At 72.1% G+C, this 22,700-nt stretch carries 20 protein-coding genes; 8 read left to right on the top strand and 12 right to left on the bottom strand.

The genetic code is table 11. The features are described 5' to 3' along the window. Positions 1-47: 47 nt before the first annotated feature. The 3 genes from AQI70_RS27770 to AQI70_RS27760 form a co-directional block, all read right to left on the bottom strand. Entirely contained in the window at positions 48-1,145 is a 1,098-nt protein-coding gene (locus AQI70_RS27770) for a GNAT family N-acetyltransferase (protein WP_062154783.1), read from the bottom strand. 1 nt (position 1,146) lies between these two features. Beyond that, positions 1,147-1,572, bottom strand: coding sequence for a hypothetical protein (locus AQI70_RS27765; protein WP_244181863.1), 426 nt, complete (start codon positions 1,570-1,572; stop codon positions 1,147-1,149). 176 nt (positions 1,573-1,748) lie between these two features. Then, positions 1,749-2,954: a S8 family peptidase gene (locus tag AQI70_RS27760; protein ID WP_062154779.1), complete on the bottom strand. Its 1,206-nt coding sequence runs from the start codon at positions 2,952-2,954 to the stop codon at positions 1,749-1,751. A 333-nt stretch (positions 2,955-3,287) separates the two neighbouring features. Here AQI70_RS27760 and AQI70_RS27755 point away from each other — a divergent pair, with 333 nt between their 5' ends. Continuing rightward, entirely contained in the window at positions 3,288-4,097 is an 810-nt protein-coding gene (locus tag AQI70_RS27755; protein WP_062154777.1) for an SGNH/GDSL hydrolase family protein, read from the top strand. A 37-nt stretch (positions 4,098-4,134) separates the two neighbouring features. Here the strand turns inward: AQI70_RS27755 and AQI70_RS27750 are convergent, their stop codons facing one another. The 4 genes from AQI70_RS27750 to AQI70_RS27735 all read right to left on the bottom strand — a co-directional run bounded on the left by AQI70_RS27750 (position 4,135) and on the right by AQI70_RS27735 (position 10,760). Continuing rightward, positions 4,135-5,760 carry a serine/threonine-protein kinase gene (locus tag AQI70_RS27750; RefSeq protein WP_062154775.1) on the bottom strand — a complete coding sequence of 542 codons (1,626 nt, stop codon included), beginning with the start codon at positions 5,758-5,760 and terminating at the stop codon, positions 4,135-4,137. A gap of 72 nt (positions 5,761-5,832) precedes the next feature. Then, positions 5,833-7,464: an urease accessory protein UreH domain-containing protein gene (locus AQI70_RS27745; RefSeq protein ID WP_062154773.1), complete on the bottom strand. Its 1,632-nt coding sequence runs from the start codon at positions 7,462-7,464 to the stop codon at positions 5,833-5,835. Next, the gene (locus AQI70_RS27740) at positions 7,461-9,110 is read right to left on the bottom strand and encodes a tetratricopeptide repeat protein (protein ID WP_062154771.1); all 1,650 of its coding nucleotides are present in this window, start codon (positions 9,108-9,110) and stop codon (positions 7,461-7,463) included. Before AQI70_RS27740 ends, AQI70_RS27745 begins: the two co-directional genes overlap by 4 nt. Before the next feature lie 114 nt (positions 9,111-9,224). Then, positions 9,225-10,760: a DUF4331 domain-containing protein gene (locus tag AQI70_RS27735; protein ID WP_062154769.1), complete on the bottom strand. Its 1,536-nt coding sequence runs from the start codon at positions 10,758-10,760 to the stop codon at positions 9,225-9,227. A 230-nt stretch (positions 10,761-10,990) separates the two neighbouring features. On the opposite strand from AQI70_RS27735, the gene AQI70_RS27730 reads away from it, so the two are divergent. The 3 genes from AQI70_RS27730 to AQI70_RS27720 all read left to right on the top strand — a co-directional run bounded on the left by AQI70_RS27730 (position 10,991) and on the right by AQI70_RS27720 (position 12,744). Beyond that, positions 10,991-11,533, top strand: a complete 543-nt coding sequence (locus AQI70_RS27730; RefSeq protein ID WP_062154767.1) for a sigma-70 family RNA polymerase sigma factor — start codon at positions 10,991-10,993, stop codon at positions 11,531-11,533. Further along, complete coding sequence (locus AQI70_RS27725; protein WP_062154766.1) at positions 11,530-12,348, top strand: anti-sigma factor; 819 nt, start codon at positions 11,530-11,532, stop codon at positions 12,346-12,348. The genes AQI70_RS27730 and AQI70_RS27725 overlap by 4 nt, the downstream gene beginning before the upstream one ends. A gap of 126 nt (positions 12,349-12,474) precedes the next feature. Next, positions 12,475-12,744: a hypothetical protein gene (locus AQI70_RS27720; RefSeq protein WP_062154764.1), complete on the top strand. Its 270-nt coding sequence runs from the start codon at positions 12,475-12,477 to the stop codon at positions 12,742-12,744. A 219-nt stretch (positions 12,745-12,963) separates the two neighbouring features. Here the strand turns inward: AQI70_RS27720 and AQI70_RS27715 are convergent, their stop codons facing one another. Next, the gene (locus AQI70_RS27715) at positions 12,964-13,746 is read right to left on the bottom strand and encodes an ABC transporter permease (RefSeq protein WP_062154762.1); all 783 of its coding nucleotides are present in this window, start codon (positions 13,744-13,746) and stop codon (positions 12,964-12,966) included. Then, positions 13,743-14,681, bottom strand: coding sequence for an ATP-binding cassette domain-containing protein (locus tag AQI70_RS27710; RefSeq protein ID WP_062154760.1), 939 nt, complete (start codon positions 14,679-14,681; stop codon positions 13,743-13,745). The genes AQI70_RS27715 and AQI70_RS27710 overlap by 4 nt, the downstream gene beginning before the upstream one ends. A gap of 63 nt (positions 14,682-14,744) precedes the next feature. Here AQI70_RS27710 and AQI70_RS27705 point away from each other — a divergent pair, with 63 nt between their 5' ends. Continuing rightward, positions 14,745-15,461 carry a TetR/AcrR family transcriptional regulator gene (locus AQI70_RS27705; RefSeq protein WP_062154759.1) on the top strand — a complete coding sequence of 239 codons (717 nt, stop codon included), beginning with the start codon at positions 14,745-14,747 and terminating at the stop codon, positions 15,459-15,461. Here the strand turns inward: AQI70_RS27705 and AQI70_RS27700 are convergent. The 3 genes from AQI70_RS27700 to hmgA form a co-directional block, all read right to left on the bottom strand. Further along, positions 15,458-16,600: a type ISP restriction/modification enzyme gene (locus AQI70_RS27700; RefSeq protein ID WP_062154758.1), complete on the bottom strand. Its 1,143-nt coding sequence runs from the start codon at positions 16,598-16,600 to the stop codon at positions 15,458-15,460. The genes AQI70_RS27705 and AQI70_RS27700 overlap by 4 nt on opposite strands. Positions 16,601-16,691: 91 nt before the next feature. After that, positions 16,692-17,441, bottom strand: coding sequence for a GntR family transcriptional regulator (locus tag AQI70_RS27695; RefSeq protein ID WP_062154757.1), 750 nt, complete (start codon positions 17,439-17,441; stop codon positions 16,692-16,694). Between the two features lie 26 nt (positions 17,442-17,467). Further along, complete coding sequence (hmgA, locus tag AQI70_RS27690) at positions 17,468-18,844, bottom strand: homogentisate 1,2-dioxygenase (RefSeq protein WP_062154756.1); 1,377 nt, start codon at positions 18,842-18,844, stop codon at positions 17,468-17,470. Positions 18,845-19,004: 160 nt separating this feature from the next. On the opposite strand from hmgA, the gene AQI70_RS27685 reads away from it, so the two are divergent. The 3 genes from AQI70_RS27685 to AQI70_RS27675 all read left to right on the top strand — a co-directional run bounded on the left by AQI70_RS27685 (position 19,005) and on the right by AQI70_RS27675 (position 22,623). After that, positions 19,005-19,625: a hypothetical protein gene (locus AQI70_RS27685; RefSeq protein WP_062154754.1), complete on the top strand. Its 621-nt coding sequence runs from the start codon at positions 19,005-19,007 to the stop codon at positions 19,623-19,625. Next, entirely contained in the window at positions 19,622-20,236 is a 615-nt protein-coding gene (locus AQI70_RS27680) for a TetR/AcrR family transcriptional regulator (protein ID WP_062154752.1), read from the top strand. The genes AQI70_RS27685 and AQI70_RS27680 overlap by 4 nt, the downstream gene beginning before the upstream one ends. Positions 20,237-20,349: 113 nt before the next feature. Further along, positions 20,350-22,623: a molybdopterin oxidoreductase family protein gene (locus AQI70_RS27675; RefSeq protein ID WP_062154750.1), complete on the top strand. Its 2,274-nt coding sequence runs from the start codon at positions 20,350-20,352 to the stop codon at positions 22,621-22,623. Positions 22,624-22,700 lie beyond the last annotated feature (77 nt).

Genomic DNA, 22,700 nt, shown 5'->3' with positions numbered 1-22,700 from the left:
TCACGTTTTTGTTGGTTTGACCGTAACCGGTCGAGTTGGCCCGGTCGTCACCCACGTCCCGAACGGATCTTCCCCACGCGTTTGAGGAGACGGTCCGCCGGTTCGAACAGCTCCGGCCGTGCCTGCACGGTGTTGCGCAGCGCCCGGACCGGGGCACGGCGTGCCCGGTGTCCGAACGCGACCGGGTGACGCCGGGTCACCCACCCCTCCGACACCGTCAGCTCGCGTGTCTTCAGGGAGTCCTTGTACTCCTTCTGGCCCCGTCCGAGATCGAGATGGGCGATGCCGTCGGCGGCGGCCGCCTCGGCCATGCGCAGATGCAGGACCAGGCCTGGGGAGTACTTCGAGAAAGCCGGGTCGTACGCCGGGAACCAGCACGCCAGTACCCGCTCGCTGCGCAGCCCGAAGTGGGCGGCGATCGGCTTGTCGTCCGCGTACAGCACCGACAGGACCCCCGCGAACGACTCGGAGCGGGAGTGGAACAGCTGCCGCACGAGCTCGGTGATCCACTCGTGGGCGAAGCGGTCGCTGCGCCCGGTCCGGCGGTACTGCGCGGACTTCCAGGCCATCAGAGTGCGCAGGGCGGCCGGATCGCGCTCGTCGTGCACATAGCGCACGCCCTCGTGGTCCCGGCCCAGCTTGCGCTCCTTGGCGAGCGTCGTCCTGGTGAACTTCGGTGACCGCTCGCGCAGGTGACCCAGATACACCTCGTACCCCTGGTCGACGTCCATGACCGGGGACGGGAACGTGCCGGACGCCGCCGCCTCGAACGCCGCCTGGCCCTCCACCAGGTGGTCGAACTCCCAGACGGCGAGCCCGCACGCCTTCAGCAGCTCCCGGGCGTCCCAGGTGAACCCGGGCCGGTGCACCACCCCCTGGGCGTCCGAGACGCCGAGGCCGATGGCCCGGCCGACGCCCGCCGCCGTTCGCTGGAACGGGAAGAACGCGGCCGGCTCGCCGCCCTCCCGTACGACCGCGATCCGCACCCCGCGCCGGCAGCGGCCGACCGCGAGCGCGAACTCGGGGGAGAGGAAGGGGTTGCCCAGCTCGGGCGAACCCTGCAGATGGGCCTTGGACTGCATCGCCGTCCACGCCGCCCGGTCGGCGGAGCTGAGCTCGCCGGGGCGGTACACGCTGATGTCCACGTCAGGGAGTCCGCCTTCGCGTCGTACGGCCGCGCAGCCGCCGTACCAGGACCAGCAGGAGAATGAGGGCGCTGATCGCGGTCACCGCCACGATCCCGCCGCGTCCCGACCACCGGTGCACGGCCAGCATGCCCTGGGCCACCAGCATGTTGACGACGACCGCGCCCGCAACCGCGGCGACGCCGCGGCCGAAGGGTTCCAGCCCGCGCAGCGCGGCGGCGATCGCCGCGGCCGGCGCCGCGAGCAGGAAGAACAGGGTGAACGGGCCGCGCAGCGGCGAGGCGGAGTCGACGAGCGCGAGCACCGCGCCCAGTCCCCCCACAGCCGTCGCGGCGCCCGCGAGCAGCGGCGTCAGATCCCTCCCCGGTCCTGGTCGCGGCCGCTCGGTGTCCTCGGACGAAGCTGTCTTGATACGTAAGGTCTGCATTGGCGACTTTGCCCCCCGAAGCGCCGGATGCCGGGCTTCAATGTCGCTCAGCGCCGCGCCGGCCGTCAAGATGCGCATGGCCTCTTGGCATCTGTTCGTGTCCGGCCCGGGCACGGGCGTTCCCCGGAGGCGGCGGGGCCTCCGGGGAACGGTGGTTCAGGTGGTGCGGGAGGGGGTCACGGCACGAGCTTCAGCAGCCGGTTGGGCGAACCGGAGCCGGGGCTGGTGACCACGTTGGTGGTGGCGCCGGCGGTGAGGGCCGAGGCGACCTGGGCCGGGGTGGAGGAGGTGTGGCCCGCCAGGTAGACGGCGGCCGCGCCCGCGACGTGCGGGGTCGCCATCGACGTACCGGAGATGGTGTTCGTCGCGGTGTCGCTGGTGTACCAGCCCGCCGTGATCGAGGAGCCGGGGGCGAAGATGTCCAGGGCGGAGCCGTAGTTGGAGTAGCTCGCCCGGGCGTCGGAGCTGGTGGTGGCGCCGACGGTGATGGCCTCGGCGACCCGGGCCGGGGAGTAGGAGGAGGCGTTGGCGCTGCTGTTGCCGGCCGCGACGGCGTAGGTCACGCCGCTGGCGATGGAGTTGCGCACGGCCGTGTCCAGCGCGGTGGAGGCGCCGCCGCCGAGCGACATGTTGGCGACCGAGGGACCCGAGTGGTTCGCCGTCACCCAGTCGATGCCCGCGACCACGCCCGCCGTGGTGCCGGAGCCGCTGTTGTTCAGCACCCGGACCCCGACGATCTTCGCCTTCTTGGCGACGCCGTACGTGGAACCCGCGATCGTGGTGGCCACATGGGTGCCGTGGCCGTTGCCGTCGGAGGCGGTGGTGTCGCCGTCGACGGCGTCGTAGCCGTAGGACGCGCGGCCGCTGATCTGCTGGTGTGTGATGCGCACGCCGGTGTCGATGACGTACACCGTCACCCCGCTGCCGGCGCTGTCCGGGTAGGTGTAGGTGCCCGAAAGCGGAAGCGAGGTCTGGTCGATGCGGTCCAGCCCCCAGGGGGCGCTGGACTGGGTGGCGTCCATCCGGACGCGTTGGTTCTGCTCGACCGACGCCACCGCCGGGTCGGCGGCGAGTCTCTTGGCCTCGGTCGCGGAGAGGGTGGCGGCGTACCCGTTCAGCGCGGTGCTGAACGTCTTGTTCACCGCGCCGCCGTACTCCTTGATCAGGTTCTTGCCCGCGCTCGAAGCGGCCTTGAGGCCCGCGTTCTTCTTGAGCGTGACGATGTAGCTGTCCTTGATCGCCGTGGGGGAGCCGGCGGCCAGGACCTTGCCCTCGGCCGGGGCGGCCTGGGCGGGAAGGGCGGTGAGCCCGCCCACGAGGGCGGCGGTCGCCAGGCCGGTTATCGCGGCGAACCGGACCTTCTTGCTACGCGGTTGTGCCATACGAGGGAGTCCTCCTCTAGGCGGCGCACGCCTGGGTGGGGCGCGCGTCTGTGGGGGGTGCGCGCGTGCTCGCGCGCACGGCCGGAACGGCGCGTTCCCGTTCAGGCCGAAGTAAAGGATCTGTGCTTCTGCCGTGCAGGACAAGGGAGTTGACATGCTGTCAACAATTCTGTCATGGACACGCAATCGAACCCACAGCGAACCGACAGGATGGGAGTCGTGATGACGGCGGATGGCCGGTGATCGCCCGAAAAGTCTTGGCATGGACACTTCCCGTCAACACGCGTAGTTGCTACGACGGTTAAGGCAGAGATCCTGCTATAGGGAGGTTCCATGAGACGTTCCCGATTTACCGCATACGTCGCCTCACTCCTCCTCGCCGTCAGTGCCGCCCTCACCGGGACCGCCACCGCGCAGGCCGCCGACACCGCCGCAACCGGCGGCTATGTGGCCCTCGGCGACTCCTACTCCTCCGGCCTCGGCGCGGGCAGTTACATCAGCGCCAGCGGCGACTGCAAGCGCAGCACGAGGGCGTACCCGTACCTGTGGGCCGCGGCGAACTCACCCTCGTCGTTCGACTTCACCGCCTGCTCGGGCGCCCGTACGAGTGATGTCACGGCGAGTCAGCTCGGCCCGCTCAACTCCACGACCGCACTCGTGTCCATCACGATCGGCGGCAACGACGCGGGATTCGCCGACATCATGACGACCTGTGTGCTCCAGTCCGACAGCGCCTGCGTCTCGCGGATCAACACCGCGAAGGCGTACGTCGACTCGACGCTGCCCGGCAGGCTCGACAGCGTCTACTCCGCCATCCGCGCCAAGGCCCCGTCCGCCCATGTGGTCGTACTGGGCTACCCCCGCTTCTACAAGCTGGGCGTGCCGTCGTGCCTCGGCCTGTCCGAGACCAAGCGCAGGGCGCTCAACGACGCCGCCGACTACATCGACGCGGCGACCGAGAAGCGCGCCGTGGACCACGGGTTCACCTTCGGCGACGTGCGGCCCGCCTTCACGGGACACGAGATCTGCTCCGGCAGCTCGTGGATGCACGCCGTCAACTGGCTCAACATCCCGGAGTCCTACCACCCGACGGCCGGGGGCCAGTCGGGTGGTTATCTGCCGGTGCTGGACAGCGCGGCCTGATCCCCACGAGTCCGGCTTTCCTGCCGGGCCGGCCTTCCTACGAGCTCGGCGACACGGTAGGTGATGGCGAGACCCCGCCCGTCGGGGTCTCCGTCACACAGGTCACCGAGAACGGCACCGAGTTGGACTTCGTCTCCACCGGGTCGCGGACCTCGACGCTGATCTCGTTCTCGAAGGTCCCGCTCTCGTCGTACGTCGTCACGAACGCCCTGTCCTGCCTGGTCCGCTCCCCGCCCGCCGGGAACGACAGGGTCTTCCAGCCCGGATCCATGACCTCGCCGTCCTCCGACACCCAGCGATAGCTGACCTGCGCGGGCAGCCGCCCCACCGTGAACGTCGCCGTGAAGGCGGGCGCCTCGCCGCTCGGCGGCGGACAGGCGCCGGAGTACTCGGTGTTCGCGCCCGCCAGCGTCACCCGCACGGACTGCGGCGCCGGAGCGGTCGTAGCGCTCCGGCTCGGGCTCGGCGTCGGGCTCTCGGCCTCGTCGGCGGTGTTCTCGTCCTCGGGCCCGGTCGGTGAGGTCCCGCCGCCCACCTGGCTGGTGGTGCTCTCCCCGCCCGCCTGCTCCCCGTCGCCCCCGCGGTCGAGGAGGGCGTACGTCAGTCCTGCCAGGGCCAGGGCGAGGGCGGTGAGGCCCGCGATCAGGGCGAGGGCGGCGCGGCGGTTGCGGTCCGGGCGGTCGGGGGCGGTGTCGTGCGCGGGAGCGGCGAACGGTGCGGGCCTGGTCGGTCCGGGCGGCGGGACGGGGGTCGTCGGGGCGGTCCGGCCCGGCGTCGGATAGGCGGCGACGGTCGGGGTGTACGGGCCCGCCCGTACGGTGTCCGCGCGCGGCGTCCCACCCGCACCGATGATCCGCAGGTCCTCCTCGGCCCGCTCGGCCGGCAGCCGCTCGGCCGGGTCCTTGCGCAGCAGCCCCTCGATGACGGGGGCGAGCGGACCGGCCCGCCGAGGCGGCGGCAGCTCCTCGTCGACGATCGCGCGCAGGGTGCTGAGCGGGGTGTCCTGGCGGAACGGGGAGTTGCCCTCGACGGCCGCGTACAGGAGCACGCCGAGGGACCACAGGTCGGACGCCGGACCGGGGGTGCGGCCCAGCGCCCGCTCCGGGGCGAGGAACTCGGGGGAGCCGATGACCTCGCCGGTCATCGTCAGCGCGGAGCTGCCCTCGACCATGGCGATACCGAAGTCGGTCAGCACGACCCGGCCGTCGTTCGACATCAGCACGTTCGCCGGTTTCACGTCCCGGTGCAGCACCCCCGCCGCGTGCGCGGCCCGCAACGCGGCCAGCACCTCGGCGCCGATGTGCGCGGCACGCTGCGGTGTCAGCGGGCCCTCGGCGTCCAGCAGCTCGGCCAGCGAGATGCCGCGGACCAGCTCCATGACGATCCAGGGCCGGCCGTCCTGCATGGCCACGTCGTACACCGTGACGACATTGCGGTTGGCCACCCGCGCGGCCGCCCACGCCTCGCGCTCCAGCCGGGCGTACATACGCTCGACCTCCGAGGCCGGCAGCCCGTGCGGGGCCCGTACCTCCTTGACGGCGACCTCGCGGTGCAGCAGCTCGTCACGGGCCCGCCACACGGTGCCCATCCCGCCCTCGCCGAGCGGGGACAGGAGGCGGTAGCGGCCCGCGATCAGACGTTCACTGCCCGGTTCTTCGGACACGGGGGTCCCCCATTCGCAGCCGCGCGAAATCTCCACTCCGAACTCTTCGCGTGATTTCTCCCCAAAAGTAGCTCAGCCGAATGCGGATGCCGCCCCCTGGAACACCAATCCGGCCCCGAGAGCCACGACGAGGAGCGCCGACACCAACGGCGCGGCCCCCCGCAGCAGGATCGTCGTCGGGTGTGCGGTCCAGCGCGGGCGCCGGTCCAGCAGCCGGTTCACACCGGTACCCAGCTTCACGACGGCGAACCCGGCCGCGGTCAGGGTGAGGGCCAGCCCGACGCCGTACGCGACGACGAGCAGCAGCCCGAACCACGCCTTGCCGAGCGCCGCCGCGCCGACGAGCACGACGACCGCGGAGGGGCTGGGCACGAGCCCGCCGGCGAAACCGAGCAGGATCGTGCCGCGGAGGGTGGGGGCGGTGGGGTGGGTGTGGGTGAAGCCGCCGTGGGTGTGGGTGAGGAGGCAGTGGGTGTGGCCGTGGCGGTGATCGTGCTCGTGGCTGTGGTCGTGCGTGTGGGGGTGGGGGTGGGGGTGGCCGGGTGCGGGGGAGTGGGCTTCCGTCGTGGTGTGGGTGTGCGCGGCGACCAGGACCCGTTGGGGCTCGTGGGCGTGGGCGTGGGCGTGGGCGTGGGCGTCGGCGTGGTCGTGCGGGTGCGGGTGTGCATGCCCGCGGATGTGCCAGGCCCGCCGTACGAGCGTCACCCCCGCCAGTGTCACCAGGACGCCGCTCGCGATGCCCAGCCAGGTGATGACCGACGGTGCCGCCGCCGACCCGGCCGAGATCAGGAGGCCGAGGGCGACCACGCCCAGGGTGTGGGTGACCGTCACCGAGGCGGCCAGCGGCATGACGTCCCTGAGGCGCGCCCGGCCGCCGCGTGCCGTCGCGACCGCGGCCATGATGGTCTTGCCGTGGCCGGGGGCGAGCGCGTGCATCGCGCCGAGGAGGACCGCGACGATCAGGGCGAGGGCAGCGAAGCCGACGGTGAGGTCCTGGCGGGAGACCAGGCCGTCCAGGGCGCGCGTCCAGCGGTCGGCGCCGCGGGGCAGGACCGAGGAGGCGGGGGCGTCCTGCTCCGGCTCGGCCAGGGCCGGGCCGCCGGGGCGCACGCGCAGGGACGCGGTGCTGGTGTCGGCAGGGGAGGAGAGCAACTCCTCGGGGTACTCGGTGAGTTCCCGGGAGACCGACTCCGTCGGTACGTCCGAGGCGGTGAGCGTCATCCGGTCGCCGCGCGCCGTGACCTCCCGCCAACCGGGGCCGGCTTCCGCGCCCGCAGCGCGGAAGCCGAGGGCGACCGTGGCGTCCTCGGGGAGCGGCGCCGTCAGTCGGCACTCCACGCGGAGCGTGTCGAGCCCCGCCTGGCCGGGCCGCACGCGCGCGTGGCTGCTGTGCAGCGTCAGCTCGACCGTACGGCCGTCCACGGTGACCTCGCTGCCCCGCGCGGCGTTCGCGCAGCGCTGCCGGGCCCACGCCGTCATGCCGGCCTTCTCGATGGCGGGCCCGGCCTGGGTCGCCGGGATCTCGGCGAGGTCCTCGACATGGTGGACGCGCAGTTCGCCCGGGGCGGCGACCAGGCCGTCGTAGCGGTTGACGGTGAAGTTGCCGAGGGGGTGCGCGCTCGCGGGAGGGGCGGGGAACAGCGCGAGCGCGCAGGCCGCCGTGAGGACGGCGGCGCAGGAGGCGAGCAGACGACGGGGGGTCACTTGGCCGCCTCCAGGTCCTTGAGTGCCGTACGGGCTTCTCGGGCGCCCAGCGGTGAGAAGCCGGGGTTGAGCTTCAGCGCGGCTTCGAGGTGCTCGCGGGCGTCCTCGGCGTGGCCCGTGGCGCGCTCGATGATCCCGCGGTGGTAGAGGAACGCGGCGTTGCGGTAGCCGGTGGCCGTGGCCCTGCGGGCGTAGGGCAGGGCTTCCTCGTCCTTGCCGTTGACGTGCAGCGCCCAGGCGAGGGCGTCCGCGGTGTGCACGGTGTGGCGGCGGTCCCACTCGGCGCGGGCGGCGCGCAGGGCGGACGCCTTGTCGCCGTGGTCGGCGGCGGCGAGGGCGGTGTCGAGGTCGGCGTTGACGCCGCCCGCGCGGGCGAGGGCCGTCCAGGCGTCGACGAGGGCGTACTGGTCGGCGGCCTCGGCCCGGTCGCCGACCGCCTCGTACAGCTCGCCGAGTGCGACGAGCGGGCCGGGCAGGGGGTAGCGGGAGACGACGTCCTCCAGGCCCTTGACCGCGCCCGCCCTGTCGCCGCTCGCCGCCTGTGCTCGGGCGCGGCCTTCGAGGGCGGGGACGTAGTTCTCGTCGGCGGCGAGCGCGCGGGCGTAGTGGGTGAGGGCCCTCTCGTGGTCGCCCTGGTTCCAGGCGAGTTGACCGAGCTGGGTGGCGACGTACGCGATGTCGCCGGGGGTGACGGCGGAGGAGAGCGCCTGCTCCAGGACCCGCCGGGCCGTGGGCACGTCGCCGCGCAGCTCGCGTACGTAGGCGTACCGGGTGAAGACCGGGATGCCCGGGCGGCGGTCGTCCGCGGTGTCGGCGGCCTTGGCGGCGTCGGCGTAGCGGCCGAGCTCGACGAGGGCGTCGATCCGGGTGCACAGGGCGCGTTCGCTGTAGGGGTTCACCTTCAGGGCCTGGTCGGCGTACCGCAGGGCGTCCTCGAAGTCGTGCCGGGCGGCGGCGAGGGCGGCGTGGCCGGCCAGGGCCTGGTCGTTGTCGCCTGCCAGCTCCAGCGAGCGCTCGAAGGCCTGCTCAGCTTGGGGGTAGCGGGAGGGGTCGCCCTTGGTGCGGGCCTGTTCGACGTAGGCGAGGCCGAGGGCGGACCAGCTGCTGAAGTCCTTTGGCTGGGCGCGGAGATGGGCCTGGAGGGAGGTGATGCCCGCGTCGAGGTCGCCGCTTGCGAGCAGCCCCGGGGATACGGCGGCCGATGCGGGGGTGAGGTGCTGGGGGCCGGTGTCGCGGACGGCGCCGAGGGCGATGGATCCGGCGGTGAGCGCGACGGCCAACAGGGCGGCGCACCCGGCGAGGTGGAGTGCGCGTCGGCGGCGTCCGGCCGCGGCGACCCGCCGTACGGCGGCGATGCGCTGGTCAGAGGGTTTCTCGCCCCCGCCGCCCCTACCCGTCCCGTCCTCCAGCAGCTGCGCCCGTTCGACCCCGCCGTCCTGGGGGCCCGTGGCCCGCAGCCCCCCGCTTCGGCCCTGAACGGGCCTCGTCCTCGAACGCCGGACGGGCTGAAGGAGGCCGCCCGGCGTCGAGAGCTCGCCCCGCCGTTCCTGCCCCCTCGCGGCACTCACCCGCCGCACAGCGGCGATGCGCTCATCGGCGGAGGGCTCCCCTTTCTCCGGCTCGCTGTCGTTCGTGCGCGGGGCCATTCCCTCTCCTCGCTCGCCTTGCTGCTGACGGAAGTTGTCGCGTCGGACGGCGCGGCCCGCGCCGTGGGGGATGAGTTCTACGCGGGCCGCGCCAGCTCTGTGGGGCCGACGGCCCTAGTACGCCCGGTCCCGCATCCGGCGCCACCACATCAGGGCGCCGCCGATCAGCAGGATGCCCAGCGCGCCGGCGCCCGCCGATCCGGCGATCAGGGTCATGTCGTCGGTGCCGCCGGAGGCACCGGCCGGCTGCAGGGCGTCGCCGAGCTGGCTGCGGACGTCGGTCTCGCCGTCCGTGCCCTTGGCGAGCGGGCCGCGGGAACCCTCCGTCGGCAGGGCGACGTACGGGAAGGCCTTCTCGAACTCCTTGTCGTTCTTGTCGACCGCGTCGCCCAAGTCGTTCTTGGCGCCGAGCAGTTCGCCCTCGACGACCTGGAGCGAGGCGTCGATCACGTCGTCGGTGAGGCGACGGCCGTTGGGGAAGCCCGCGGTGTCGCCGTCGAGGACGCCGAGCCGCTTGGGTTCGGCGGCCGGCTTGATCGAGGTGTTCAGGCGGAGCATTTCGGACGGCGTGACGTGCGGCGGCTGGTTGAGGTCCTTCACGCCCTTGAGGAAGACGTCGACCAGGTCGTTGCGCGGCTCGTCGGGCGCCGGGATCTTGTAGATCGCCTCGATGAGCTTCGGCAGCTCGGGGTGGGTGACGTTCTTCAGGAACTGGGCGTCGTCCGCGGGCACGGACGCGTTGAACGTGTCCTTGTCCTTCAGCGGGTTGACGACCTCGTTGACCAGCGGGCTGCCCAGGCGCGAGACCTGCTCGAAGTAGCCCTTGGCGTTCTTGCGCTGGGTCGTCGACCAGATGCCGACGACCGGCTGGTCCGCCGACTCGGCGATCATGTGGGTCGGGACCTGCAGGGCGATGGAGTTGACGTTGTAGCCCTTGAGCGTGTCGTTGCCGACCTCGGAGAGGTTCCCGCCGTAGAGGAGGTCGAAGACCCGCAGGTCGAGGAAGAACGGGTCGTCGGCCTGCCCGGCGAACGACGTGGTGCCACCGTGGAGCTCGTGGACGGCCTGGGCGCGCAGCTTGGCGTAGTCCGGCATCGAGGCCTTGCCGACGTTCGACGGCGCCACCGGGACGTCGTTGGCGATCTTCGTCTTCGACACCGGATGCTGGTCCTTCAGCTTGATCAGCTCGATGTCGTACGTCTGCGTGATGTTGAGGTCGGCGTCGTCGAGGCTCTCGACCGGACCGGTGTTGTACAGGAACGTCTTCTCGTTCTTGACGTGCGTGTCGAAGGTGAAGCGGTACAGCAGATCGCCCTGCGCGTCACTGTTGTTGTCGATGTGGAGGTCGTACTGGGCGTCCTCGGCGAACGTGTAGAAGTTCGGTCCGCCGGCCGGCTCCTCGAACGGGATCCAGTTCGCGATGATCGTCGTCGTGTCCGGCTTGTCCGGGCTGACGAACGCGTACACATCCGTGTTGTCGTACTGCGGCGTCCCCGAGATCAGCGGGGCCTCCCGGTGGCTGGAGGCGGAGGCCGCCCCCGGTTCCAGCGCGGTCACGCCGGCGGCTGCGAGCCCTCCGGCGGCCAGCGCACCACATACGAGGGTCGCGAGACCCCTGCGTCCCGCACCGCTCCTGGAATTAGGTGTCATGCCGTCCGTCCTCAGTGCCAACTTGCCTGACGAACTCGATTCGGAGCCGTCGCCAGGGTGGATTGGTCGAATCCCAAGCGTTCTTACGGAGGAACTGAAAACTTGTTTCATCGTCCGGCGGCCCGCGTTTTCGCCCCGCTGATCCGTAACCCCATCCGGAGGTGGGTTCGTTGCGAATGCCTCGTGGGACGAGACGGCCGCGCTGCGGTCTGGCGGGAGGGGGAGACGAGTTGGAGGCGGACGAGCTGCTGGTGCTCGTGGCGGGCGGTGACCAGAAGGCGTTCGAGGAGCTGTACGGGCTGGTCTCCGGGCCGGTGTACGGGCTCGTGCGGCGCGTGGTGCGCGACGCCGCCCAGTCCGAGGAGGTGGCCCAGGAAGTGCTGCTCGAACTCTGGCGTTCGGCCGCGAAGTTCGACCCCCGCCGGGGCAGCGCCCTGTCGTGGGTCCTCACCCTCGCCCACCGCCGTGCCGTCGACCGGGTGCGCAGCGCCCGCGCGGCCGGCGAGCGCGAACAGCGCGAGGCGCTCCGCGCGAACCACCCGGCCTTCGACCATGTCGCCGAGGAGGTCGAGGCCGGCCTCGAACGCGAGTGGGTGCGCCGCTGCCTGGACCGACTCACCGCCTTACAGCGGCAGTCCGTCACCCTCGCCTACTACGACGGCTACACGTACCGTGAAGTGGCCGAGCGGCTCTCCCTGCCGCTGGGCACGGTCAAGACCCGGATGCGCGACGGACTCACCCAGCTGCGCAAGTGCCTGGGAGGTGCCGCGTGAGCTTCGTCGCCCGTCTGCTGCGACGCGAGGACCTGCACTCCCTCGCCGCCCCCTACGCCCTCGACGCCCTGGAGCCCGCCGAGCGGCTCCGCTTCGAGAAGCACCTGAAGACCTGCGCCGGCTGTGCCGCCGAGGTGCGGACCCTGTCCGAGGACGCCGTACGGCTCGCCTGGTCGACGGCCGCCCCGCCGCCGGCCGCGCTGCGCGACCGGGTGCTGGCCGCCGTACGCACGATGCCGCAGGAGCCCGGGCGGGAGCCCGCACGCGCGCGTGCGACGCAACTGCCGCCGCACGTGTGGGGCACCCAGCCGCCGCCGGCCCGCACCCGTGCGGCCGGACCGCGGCCCTTGCTCGTGCCGTTCGCCACGGCCACGGCCGCCGCGGCCCTGGTCGTCGCCTCCCTCTTCGCCGTCCAGGCCGACCGGACGCAGGATCAGCTGGACGCCCAGCGGGCCCGGGCGAGTGAGATCGCTAACGTTCTGGCGGCCCCGGACGCCCGGGCGACCGCCGGCGAGGACGCGCAGGGCCGGACGATCGGAGTGGTGGCTTCCGCATCCCAGGGGCGTGCGATCGTCACTCTGAGCGGATACGGCGACCTGCCGAGCGGCCGGGTGCACCAGCTCTGGCTGATGCGCCCTGATGCGCAACCGCGCTCCCTCGGGCTTTTCGACGGCGACACGCCCTTGGCCACGTCCGGTCTCGACAAGTCAGCGACGTCACTGGCTGTTACCGTCGAGCCTGACGGAGGATCACCGCAACCCACCAGCCAGCCGATTGTCCAACTCGCCCTGAAATCAGTTGGATTCGGAGAGTAATCGGAGACGGGTTGTCAACACCCTTACGGGGAAGGTGAATCCTGTGACCGCGATACACGAGTGCCGCGTCGGGGCGATAGGGTTAACCTGCCCGGGCCGGGTGGACTCGTACGGGTGGGGAGTGACATGGAACAGATAACAGTGCGCAGCAGGGCGAGGGTCCCTGCGATCACCTGCGGGAGCAGCGCGACCAGTTCGCGCCTTGACCGCCATCTCTCGGTGCTGGCGGGTCCCGCCGTGCCGCAGCGGGAGACGGCCGAGGCGACCTCGTTGATGCGTGAACTGACCACTCGTGACACCGCGCACGAGCGCAGCGACCGGGGTGCGCGGGTTCGCCGTGTCTCGCTCTTCGCCCCGCTGCGTCGGCTCCGCCGCTCGCTGTTCGGCGGGCGCTGAGCCGCACCGGCGTTCCTCGACCGACTTTCGAGCCCGCGCCCGGCAGGCCACTCCGTCCCGGCGCCGTACCGCGCTGTCGCCGCCGTCATCCCCACGGCACGCAGCGGCGCCCGGGAGCGCCACCCGGGTGCGGGCACGTCCCCCCGACCCCACCCCCTCCCGCTCAGTAGTCATGTCCCGCGCCGACACCCTGGCCAGGCGCGGGCATCGACGGATGGTTCACCTCTCGCCGCGCGCATACCGGCGTACGGCGAGCGGTGCGAACAGCGCGAGCAGTACCGCGCACCACACCAGCGACCCGGCGACCGGATGCGCGACCGGCCAGGCGGCACCCTCCGGCACCGGCGCGTTGCCGAAGAGGTCCCGCAGGGCCGTGGTGACCGCGCTGATCGGATTCCACTCGGCCAGGGTCCGCAGCCAGCCCGGCAGGCCGTCCGTCGGAATGTACGCGTTGGACAGCAGCGGCAGGAGGAAGGTGGCCCCGCCCAGCTGACCGGCGGCCTCCTCGTTGCGGGTGAGCAGGCCGAGGAAGATGCCGACCCAGGTCGTCGCGAACCGGAACAGCAGCAACAGGCCCAAGGCGCCCGCCGCTTCGAGTGCGGACCCCTCGATCCGCCAGCCCACCGCGAGCCCGACCAGCAGGAACGGCACCGTCCCGGCGGCCGTCACGACCAGATCCGCGGACGCCTGCCCCAGCGGCACCGCGGCCCGGCTCATCGGCAGCGTCCGGAAGCGGTCCATCACACCCCGGTGCGTGTCCTGGGCCGCCTGGAACATGCCGGTCATGATCCCGTTGGCGGCCGTCGCCACCAGCAGACCGGGCACCAGGAAGGACCGGTACTGTCCGCCGGGCATCGCCAGCGCGCTGCCGAAGACGTAGCCGAAGAACAGCAGCATGGTGATCGGCATGGTCTGGGTCAGGATCAGCAGCCCGGGGTTGTTCCGGATCCGCCGCAGCTGCCGGCCCAGCATCGCGCCGCCGTCGTACGCCAACGCACTCATGCCGCACGCTCCTCGGTGAGCCGCAGGAAGACATCGTCGAGGGTCGGCGGTCTGAGACTCGCGTCGAGCAGGGACACGCCCGCCGCGTCGAGTTCGCGCACCAGGCGGGGGAGGGTGAGCGTGGCGTCCCGGGTGACCGCGCCGACGGCACGGCGCTCGTGGTCGAACGACGGCTCGGTGCCCGTGAGCTGATCCAGCACGGCCGCCGCCTTCACCATGACGTCGGCGTCGGTGACGACGACCTCGACATGCGCGCCGATGAGCGCCTTGAACCGGGCCGGCGAGCCCGTGTGCGCGACCCGCCCCCGGTCCACCAGGGCGATGTCGTCGGCGAGTCGGTCGGCCTCCTCCAGGTACTGCGTGGTCAGCAGCACCGTCGTGCCGTCGGCGGTCAGCTCCCGTACGGCGTCCCAGATGCGGTTGCGGCTGGCCGGGTCGAGGCCGGTGGTCGGCTCGTCCAGGAACAGCACCTCGGGGCGGCGGACCAGGCTCGCCGCCAGGTCGAGGCGGCGCCGCATCCCGCCCGAGTACGTGGCCGCGGGCCGGTCGGCCGCCTCCGCGAGGCCGAAGCGGTCCAGGAGCTCGTCGGCCCGCTCGGCCCACCCGCGCACCCGGTGCAGCCGGGCGAACAGCCGAAGGTTCTCGCGGCCGGTCAGGTCGCCGTCGACCGAGGCGTACTGACCGGTGACGCCGATCCGGCGCCGGACGGCCGCCGCCTCGCGGAGCAGGTCGTGCCCCGCGACACGGGCCGAGCCGGCGTCCGGCCGCAGCAGTGTGGTCAGCAGGCGCACGGCGGTGGTCTTGCCCGCGCCGTTGGGCCCGAGGATCCCGCAGACGGTGCCCTGCGTGACGGCCAGATCCAGCCCGCGCAGGGCATGGACCTCGCCGAACCGCTTCTCCAGACCCTCACTAAGTACAGCGTACGTAGTAGTCATGGTTCGACCATAGCGCACTACGTACGCTGTACGTAACTAGGATGGTGGCCGAGGTGATGATCGATGGCGGGCAAGGCGGCCGAACCCCAAGTGATCTGGGCGCGTCCCGAGCGGACCGGGCGTGGTCCCCGGCCCGCGTTCACGCGTGCGGACATCGCGGCGGCGGCGGTGCGGATCGCCGACGCCGGCGGGCTGGAGGCCGTGTCCATGCGGCATGTCGCGGCCGAGCTGGGCTGCGGGACGATGTCGCTGTACAACTACGTCCCCCGCAAGGAGGACCTGTACGAGCTGATGATCGACGCGGTGGGCGCCGAGCACGAGATCCGGGAGCCCTCGGGCGACTGGCGCGCCGACATGATCCGCAACGCGGAGGAGACCCGCGCGATCATGCACCGGCACACCTGGGTGCCGCGTCTGATGTCAGGGGTGTACGGCTTCAGCCCCAACACCCTGCGCTATCTGGAGCACTGCCTGGCCTGTCTCGATCCGCTCGACGTCCCGTACGGCGTGAAGACGGAGCTGGTCGCGCTGCTCAACGGCGTCGTGACGACGTACACCGCGAACGAGATCGCCACCGCCGAGCGCACCCGTTCCATGCCCTGGTCCGAGGAGGAGGAGAACGCGGTCCGCATCGCCTACCTCGGCAGCCAGGTCGCCACCGGTGCGTATCCGCGCCTGGCCGCGGCCTTCATGGAGGACAGCGGGCCGATCGATCTGGAGGCGGTGTTCCGGCGGGCGCTCGAACGGGTGCTGGACGCCTTCGACCCCGACCGGGGTTAGATCAGCGCGAGCTGCCCCTCCGGCCCTTCCTCCTGCCCGTCCAGCACCGACGCCGGCCGGCGGGCCGACTCCGGCACCGGCAGGACTTCGGCCGTGCGGAGGTCGGTTGCCGTGATCGTGGAAGTCAACTCGTCGTGCAGAGGCGGCAGTTCCGCCAGCAGGGCCAGGACGGTGATCAGTTCCAGCAGCTCGGACGTCCACGCCTGCGGCCAGGTCGCCGGGCGGATCGCCGCGAGGGTGCCCGGCTCCGGCTCCGTGACGCGGGCGGTGAACCACTGTTCCAGGACCCGCACGCCGGCCACCTCGAAGTCCCAGGCCTGAGGCGGGACCGGGGAGATGCGGCCCTCGTCCAGCAGCAGGGCCTCCTCGTCACGGTCGTAGTCCAGGGTGAGCGGACGGGAGGGGAGCGGCGCGCGGACATATGGGCGGCGGCCACCGGGCAGCTTCGGACGGTCGCCGTTGCGGCGCATCAGCCACAGGGCGCGGTGGCCCGACTCCACGCCACGGGACCAGAGTCCGGGGTCGCCGGTGAGCGGGACGGTGAGGTCCGGGCGTACGGCCGCCAGCGTCCAGGCGAGGACGTCCAGCGGCTCGACCGGTCCGCCGAGCCGGTCCCGGAGGTGCTCCAGGAGGCCCGGCGCCAGGTTGGGTTCCGTGCCTCCCGGGCGGCGGTACAGCGGGCGGACACGGCCCGGGCGGACCAGCGGGAGCAGGGAGGTCGCCAGCAGGGGGGACTCGGGCGACTCCAGGACGAAGACCTGGTGCTCGTCCGCCACCCGCCACAACTCCGGGCGGGCGGCGTCGATCAGGCGGTGGTCGGGGATCAGCCACTGTTCGTCGAAGGGGGCGCGCAGGACGCGTACCGGCTCGGGGCAGGGGCCCGAGGCGCGGACCAGTTTCTCCGTGCCGGTGGACTGGCCGGGCAGCTGGCCGACCGCCGAGTGCAGCGTGCGGGAGCGCGTCGGCTCCAGCAGCGCCTCCCGGGCCGGGCCCTCGGCCTTCACGAAGGCGTCCCAGCGGGCCTTCAGGGACGCGGCGTCGGGGCCCGTCGGCCACCCCCGGCCGAGCCGCGGCGGTGCGACGGACCACGGCATGAGGTCCGCCAGCAGCGGAGCGTCGTCGTGCGTCACGCTCGGCATCGTACGACGTGTCGAGCGGCCCGAGGGGCGCGGGGAACCGCGTGACGAGCCCCCCGGACCGAGGTTCGTCACCGCGCTTCCGGCGGGGCGCTCACGTGGCTTCCAGGGTCACCGTGAAGGAGAAGCGGTCGCCCCGGTAGTGGATGACCGCCGCGTCCAGCACCCGCCCCTCGGTGTCGTAGGTCACGCCCGTGTAGTGCAGGATCGGGCTCAGCAAGGGGACTTCGAGCAGCTTCGCCGTCTCCGGGTCGGCCAGGCGGGCCTCGACCGTGTCGGTGATGCGGCTGATGTCCGCCCCGACGACGTCCCGCAGCACCTTGGTCATCGGCCAGCGGACCAGATCGTCCAGGTCGATGCGCGTGGCCAGTTCGGGGCGGAGGTAGTTGCGGGCGTGGTTGGTCGGCTCGCCCGTCTTCTCGTCGCTGCGCAGGCGGTGGTACGTCGCCACCTCGTCGACGTCCGGGAAGTACTCGGCGAGTTCGGGCGGCACCGGTGCCCTGCCGTGGTCCAGCAGCTCGGTCGCCATGCCGGACTGCTGGGCCACGATCGCGTCCACCGAGCCGAGCAGCCGCACGGGTGCGCCCCGCAGGGCGTCCGGCTCGATGAACGTGCCGCGTCTGCGGTGGCGCGTGATCAGGCCCTCGTCCTCCAGCTCCTTCAGCGCCTGCCGCATGGTCAGCACGCTCACGCCGTAGTGCCCGGCCAACTGCTCCTCGGTGGGCAGCCGCAGCGGGTCCTGCGGCCGGCGGCCCAGTATCGAGGCGCGCAGCGACTGCGACACCTGGTACCAGAGCGGCAGCTTGCGGTTCAGGACGATCGAGTCCGGGGCGAAGGAGGTCACGGGCTATCCGTACCTGTCCTGATCGTTCAGTGCAACGGGCGGAAGTGACGTTCGAGCCCCTGCCAGACGTCGTCGTAGCGCTGTTGCAGGTGCTCCGCCCGGGCCGCCTGGGGCGTGAGCGTCACCGGCCAGCGGGTCTCGAACATGAACGCCAGACCGTCGTCGACCTTCTGCGGCTTCAGCTCGGCGGCGCTCGCGCGATCGAACGTCTCGCGGTCCGGACCATGCGCCGACATCATGTTGTGCAGCGAACCGCCACCGGGGACGAACCCCTCCGCCTTCGCGTCGTAGGCGCCCTGGATGAGGCCCATGTACTCGCTCATCACGTTCCGGTGGAAGTACGGCGGCCGGAAGGTGTCCTCGCCCACCAGCCAGCGCGGCGCGAAGACCACGAAGTCGACGCCCGCCAGGCCGGGGGTGTCCGACGGGGACGTCAGCACCGTGAAGATCGACGGGTCGGGGTGGTCGTAGGAGATGGTGCCGAGCACATTGAAACGGCGCAGATCGTAGATGTACGGCACATGGTTGCCGTGCCAGGCGACCACGTCGAGCGGTGAGTGGTCGTACGTCGCCGTCCAGAGGTTGCCGCAGAACTTGTTGACCACCTCCACCGGGCCCTCGACGTCCTCGTAGGCGGCGACCGGCGCCTGGAAGTCGCGGGCGTTCGCCAGGCCGTTGGCGCCGATGGGGCCGAGGTCGGGGAGGTGGAAGGGCGCCCCGTAGTTCTCGCACACATAACCCCGGGCGGTCGGGCTCGGCCCGCCGTCGGATGCGGTGTCCAGCAACTCCACACGGAAGCGCACCCCACGAGGAATCAGCGCCACCTGTGACGGCTCCACATGCAGCAGCCCGAACTCCGTGCGCAGCAGCAGACCGCCGCGCTCCGGCACGATCAGCAGCTCGCCGTCGGCGTCGCTGAAGACGCGGTCCATCGAGGAGTTGGCGTGATACAGGTGCACGGCCATGCCGCTGCGCTGGGTCGCGTCGCCGTTGCCGCCCAGGGTCCACAGGCCGGCGAGGAAGTCGGTCCCCGGCACGGGCTCGGGCAGGGGGTTCCAGCGCAGCCGGTTCGGGTCCGGCACCGACTCCGTGAAGGGGGCCGTACGGATCGCGCCGTTGTCGGTGCGGGTGAACGCCGGATGGGCGGCCGACGGGCGGATGCGGTAGAGCCATGAGCGGCGGTTGTGGGCCCTCGGCTCGGTGAACGCCGTACCGCTCAGCTGCTCCGCGTACAGACCCAGCGGGGCGCGCTGGGGTGAGTTGCGGCCCTCCGGGAGGGCCCCGGGTACCGCCTCCGAGCTGTGCTCGTTGCCGAAACCGGAGAGGTAGGTCAGCCCTTCCGCGGTCTTCCGCGCTCCCTCACGCTCGAACACGCCCGCGCGGGAGGTACCCCCATCGCTCATGATCGCTCCCTTGAGATCTGATTCCTATGCTTCACCGTAGGATTGCGGTTGCCCGGGCGCAAGAGATCGGCCGGAGCTCCTCTGCGGGGACGACGAGAACCGGACGCCGACCAGACTTCAGGGGGATCCGGTTGCCGGACCGGTGTTCTAGTCTCCCGGCATGTCGTGGACGCGGAGCCTGCTCACCGCGCTCGCGGTCTGTGTCCTGCTGCTGACCGGATCCGTGGGCTGCGGTTCCCGTGGTGCGCGGGGTCAGGAGGAGGACGCGGCGTCGCCCGCCCCGGCGGGCGAGGTCCTGGGCGACACCGACGCCGACGGGCGGCACTACCGCGAGGTGGACGAGGGCGACGCGCCCGGCGTCGGCATCGAGGTGCAGCCGGACCCCGACGGCGACGGCAGCTGGGACGTACGGCTGACGGTGCGCGACTTCCGCTTCTCGCCCGCCGGCGTGCGGGCGCAGGCGGTGGCCGGCCGCGGGCTCGCGTACCTCTTCGTGGACGGCCGTCTCGTCACCCGCCTCCGCACCCCCGCCCACCGCCTCCCGGCCGCGCTCGTCCCGCGCGGTACCCACCAGGTCACCGTCCGTCTCCACGCCGACGACGGAACCGTGTGGGCGGTGGACGGCGAGCCCGTGGAGAGCATGGCCGACATCACGGCATCGGGGGCGGAGGCGACCGCGGCGCCGAAGGCGACGCCGTCCGCCGCGGCACTGAGCGCGCCGGGGGTCCGGCTCCGTACAGGGGGTCGAGCTTCACCGGACCGAGCCGGAAAGGCATCATGAAGACCGTGCCCCATCCAGCATCGCTACGCCGGGCGCCCGTGCAGCGGCGCAGCGCCGAACGGCTCACCAGGATCCTCGACGCGTGCGCCGACCTCCTCGACGAGGTCGGCTACGACGACCTGAGCACCCGGGCCGTCGCCCAGCGTGCCGGCGTCCCCATCGGCTCCGTCTACCGCTTCTTCGGCAACAAGCGCCAGATGGCCGACGCCCTCGCCCAGCGCAACCTCGAACGCTTCACCGCACAGGTCGCCGAGCGCCTGAAGGAGGCCGGTGACGGGGGCTGGCGCGCGGCCTTGGACGCCGTGCTCGACGAGTACCTCGCCATGAAGCGCACCGCGCCCGGCTTCTCCCTCGTCGACTTCGGCAACCAGATCCCCGTGGGCACCCGCAGCGAACCCAACCACCGCGTCGCCGACCGCCTCAGCGACCTGCTCTCCGGCTATCTCGGCCACGAGCCGGACGACGATCTGCGCCGCACCTTCCTGATCGCCGTCGAAACCGCCGACACCCTGGTCCATCTCGCCTTCCGGGTGGATCCGCAGGGCGACGACCGGATCATCGAGGAGATGCGGGAGATGCTGCGGGCGTACCTGGCGCGGGTCCTCGACTGACGGTTCGCGCATGTCCGACCTCACCCCGGAAAAGGTCTCCCCTCCGTGCATACCGGTCGGTATGCTCGGCCTCACGTCCGCGCGTCACCGCTGCCGCCACCCCGGGAGGACCCGTGTCCCGCACCGCACTGCGCATCTGCCCCCTGTGCGAGGCCACCTGCGGCCTGACCCTCACCATCGAGGGGACCAGGGTCACCGGCGCCCGAGGGGACCGCGACGACGTGTTCAGCCAGGGGTTCATCTGCCCGAAGGGCGCCTCCTTCGGTGCCGTGGACGGCGACCCCGACCGCCTGCGCACCCCGCTCGTGCGCAAGGACGGTGAGCTGCGCGAGGCAACCTGGGAGGAGGCCTTCGACGCGGTCGCCGCCGGTCTCCGCCCGGTCGTCGAGCGGTACGGGCCGAACTCCGTGGGCATCGTCCTCGGCAACCCCAACGTGCACACCATGGCCGGCGCGCTGTACCCGCCGGTCCTGATCGCCGGCCTGCGCACCCGCAGCCTCTTCACCGCGTCCACGGTCGACCAGATGCCCAAGCACGTCTCCAGCGGACTGCTCTACGGCGACGCGGGCGCGATCCCCGTACCGGACCTCGACCACACCGACCACCTGCTCCTCATCGGCGCCAACCCGCTGGAGTCCAACGGGAGTCTGTGCACGGCGCCCGACTTCCCCGGCCGGCTGAAGGCGCTGAAGGCCCGTGGCGGCACCCTCACCGTCATCGACCCGCGCCGCACCCGCACCGCCGCACTCGCCGACCGGCACATCGCCGTCCGGCCCGGGACGGATGCCCTGCTCCTCGCGGCGATGGCGTATGTGCTGTTCGAGGAAGGCCTCGTCGACCTCAAGGGCCTCGCCCCTGTGGTGGACGGCGTCGATGAACTCCGCGCGGCCGTCGGCGACTTCACCCCTGATTCCGTCGCCGAAGCCTGTGACGTCGAGCCCGACGTCATCCGCGCCCTCGCCCGCGAACTCGCCGCCGCCCCCACCGCCGCCGTCTACGGCCGCATCGGAAGCTGCACCGTCCCGCACGGCACCCTGGCCAGCTGGCTCGTCGACGTCCTCAACATCCTCACCGGCAACCTCGACCGCCCCGGCGGCGCCCTCTTCCCGCAGGCGGCCACCGACCGGATGCCCCGCCCCGCCGGACCCGGCCATGGCTTCTCGCTCGGGCGCTGGCACTCCCGGGTGAGCAAACACCCCGAGGCGAAAGGCGAGCTGCCGATCTCCGCGCTCGCCGAGGAGATCGACACCGCCACCGACGAGGGCGAGCCGATCCGCGCCCTCGTCGTGGTCGCCGCCAACCCCGTCCTGTCGGTCCCCGACGGCGACCGGCTCGACAAGGCCCTCGACTCGCTCGACTTCATGGTCAGCGTCGACCCGTACCTCAACGAGACCTCGCGCCACGCCCACGTCGTACTGCCGCCGCCCCCGCCCGCGCAGAGCCCGCACCACGACTTCGCCTTCAACACCCTCGCCGTGCGCAACCAGGTCCGCTACACCCGCCCCGCGGTCCCCCTGGAGCCGGGCAGGATGGCCGAGACGGAGATCCTCGCCCGGCTGATCCTGGCCGCCACGGGCATGCACGGGGCCGATCCGGCCGCCGTGGACGCGATGGTCATCGACCAGACCCTCGGCAAGGCGGTCAAGGAACCGCACTCACCCGTGCACGGCCGCGATCCGCGCGAACTGGCCGGCCTGCTCACCGGCGACAACGGCCCCGAGCGACGGCTCGACATGATGCTGCGCCTCGGCCCCTACGGCGACGGCTTCGGCGTACGGCCCGACGGGCTGACCCTGGAGAAGCTGCTCGCGCATCCGCACGGCATCGACCTCGGGCCGCTCAAGTCCCGGCTGCCGCAGCCCCTGAAGACCGCCAGCGGCAAGGTCGAACTGCTGCCGCAGCCGATCGCCGACGACCTGCCCCGCCTCCGGCAGGCCCTGCGCGAGCGTCCCGAGGGCCTCGTCCTCGTCGGCCGCCGCCATCTGCGCTCCAACAACAGCTGGATGCACAACGTGCCCGCCCTCACCGGCGGCTCCAACCGCTGCACCCTGCACATCCACCCCGAGGACGCGAAGCGGCTCGGTGTACGGGACGGGGCGGCCGTACGCCTCAAGGGCGCCGGGGGAGAGGTGACCGCGCCCGCCGAGGTCACCGACGGCGTGCGCCCCGGTGTGGTGAGCCTGCCGCACGGCTGGGGTCACGACCGCCCCGGCACCCGCCTCAGCCACGCCGCCGCCGACCCCGGCGTCAACGTCAACCAGCTCCTCGACGGCAGTCTGCTCGACCCGCTGTCGGGCAACGCGGTGCTCAACGGGGTGCCCGTCGAGGTCGCGCCCATGAGCCGAAAAGCTCCCCCGGCGACCGAAAATGATCAGCAGCTGACCTGAGCAAAGCTCTGACCTGGAGTTTTGCGCTTATTGCTCGCACGTCAACGTCTTGTTAACGCTGCTTGACGGGTCCTAAC

It is taken from the genome of Streptomyces curacoi (genome assembly GCF_001513975.1).
GTDB lineage: Bacteria > Actinomycetota > Actinomycetes > Streptomycetales > Streptomycetaceae > Streptomyces > Streptomyces curacoi.
The sequence above is the reverse complement of the archived record's forward strand: the minus strand, read 5'-3'. Positions and strand labels throughout refer to the sequence as shown.

Coding starts and splice junctions, on each gene's coding strand:
- AQI70_RS27765 (WP_244181863.1), bottom strand. CDS start 1,572: ATGCAGACCTTACGTATCAAGACAGCTTCGTCCGAGGACACCGAGCGG.
- AQI70_RS27760 (WP_062154779.1), bottom strand. CDS start 2,954: ATGGCACAACCGCGTAGCAAGAAGGTCCGGTTCGCCGCGATAACCGGC.
- AQI70_RS27755 (WP_062154777.1), top strand. CDS start 3,288: ATGAGACGTTCCCGATTTACCGCATACGTCGCCTCACTCCTCCTCGCC.
- AQI70_RS27740 (WP_062154771.1), bottom strand. CDS start 9,110: ATGGCCCCGCGCACGAACGACAGCGAGCCGGAGAAAGGGGAGCCCTCC.
- AQI70_RS27735 (WP_062154769.1), bottom strand. CDS start 10,760: ATGACACCTAATTCCAGGAGCGGTGCGGGACGCAGGGGTCTCGCGACC.
- AQI70_RS27720 (WP_062154764.1), top strand. CDS start 12,475: ATGGAACAGATAACAGTGCGCAGCAGGGCGAGGGTCCCTGCGATCACC.
- AQI70_RS27715 (WP_062154762.1), bottom strand. CDS start 13,746: ATGAGTGCGTTGGCGTACGACGGCGGCGCGATGCTGGGCCGGCAGCTG.
- AQI70_RS27710 (WP_062154760.1), bottom strand. CDS start 14,681: ATGACTACTACGTACGCTGTACTTAGTGAGGGTCTGGAGAAGCGGTTC.
- AQI70_RS27705 (WP_062154759.1), top strand. CDS start 14,745: ATGGCGGGCAAGGCGGCCGAACCCCAAGTGATCTGGGCGCGTCCCGAG.
- AQI70_RS27700 (WP_062154758.1), bottom strand. CDS start 16,600: ATGCCGAGCGTGACGCACGACGACGCTCCGCTGCTGGCGGACCTCATG.
- hmgA (WP_062154756.1), bottom strand. CDS start 18,844: ATGAGCGATGGGGGTACCTCCCGCGCGGGCGTGTTCGAGCGTGAGGGA.
- AQI70_RS27685 (WP_062154754.1), top strand. CDS start 19,005: ATGTCGTGGACGCGGAGCCTGCTCACCGCGCTCGCGGTCTGTGTCCTG.
- AQI70_RS27680 (WP_062154752.1), top strand. CDS start 19,622: ATGAAGACCGTGCCCCATCCAGCATCGCTACGCCGGGCGCCCGTGCAG.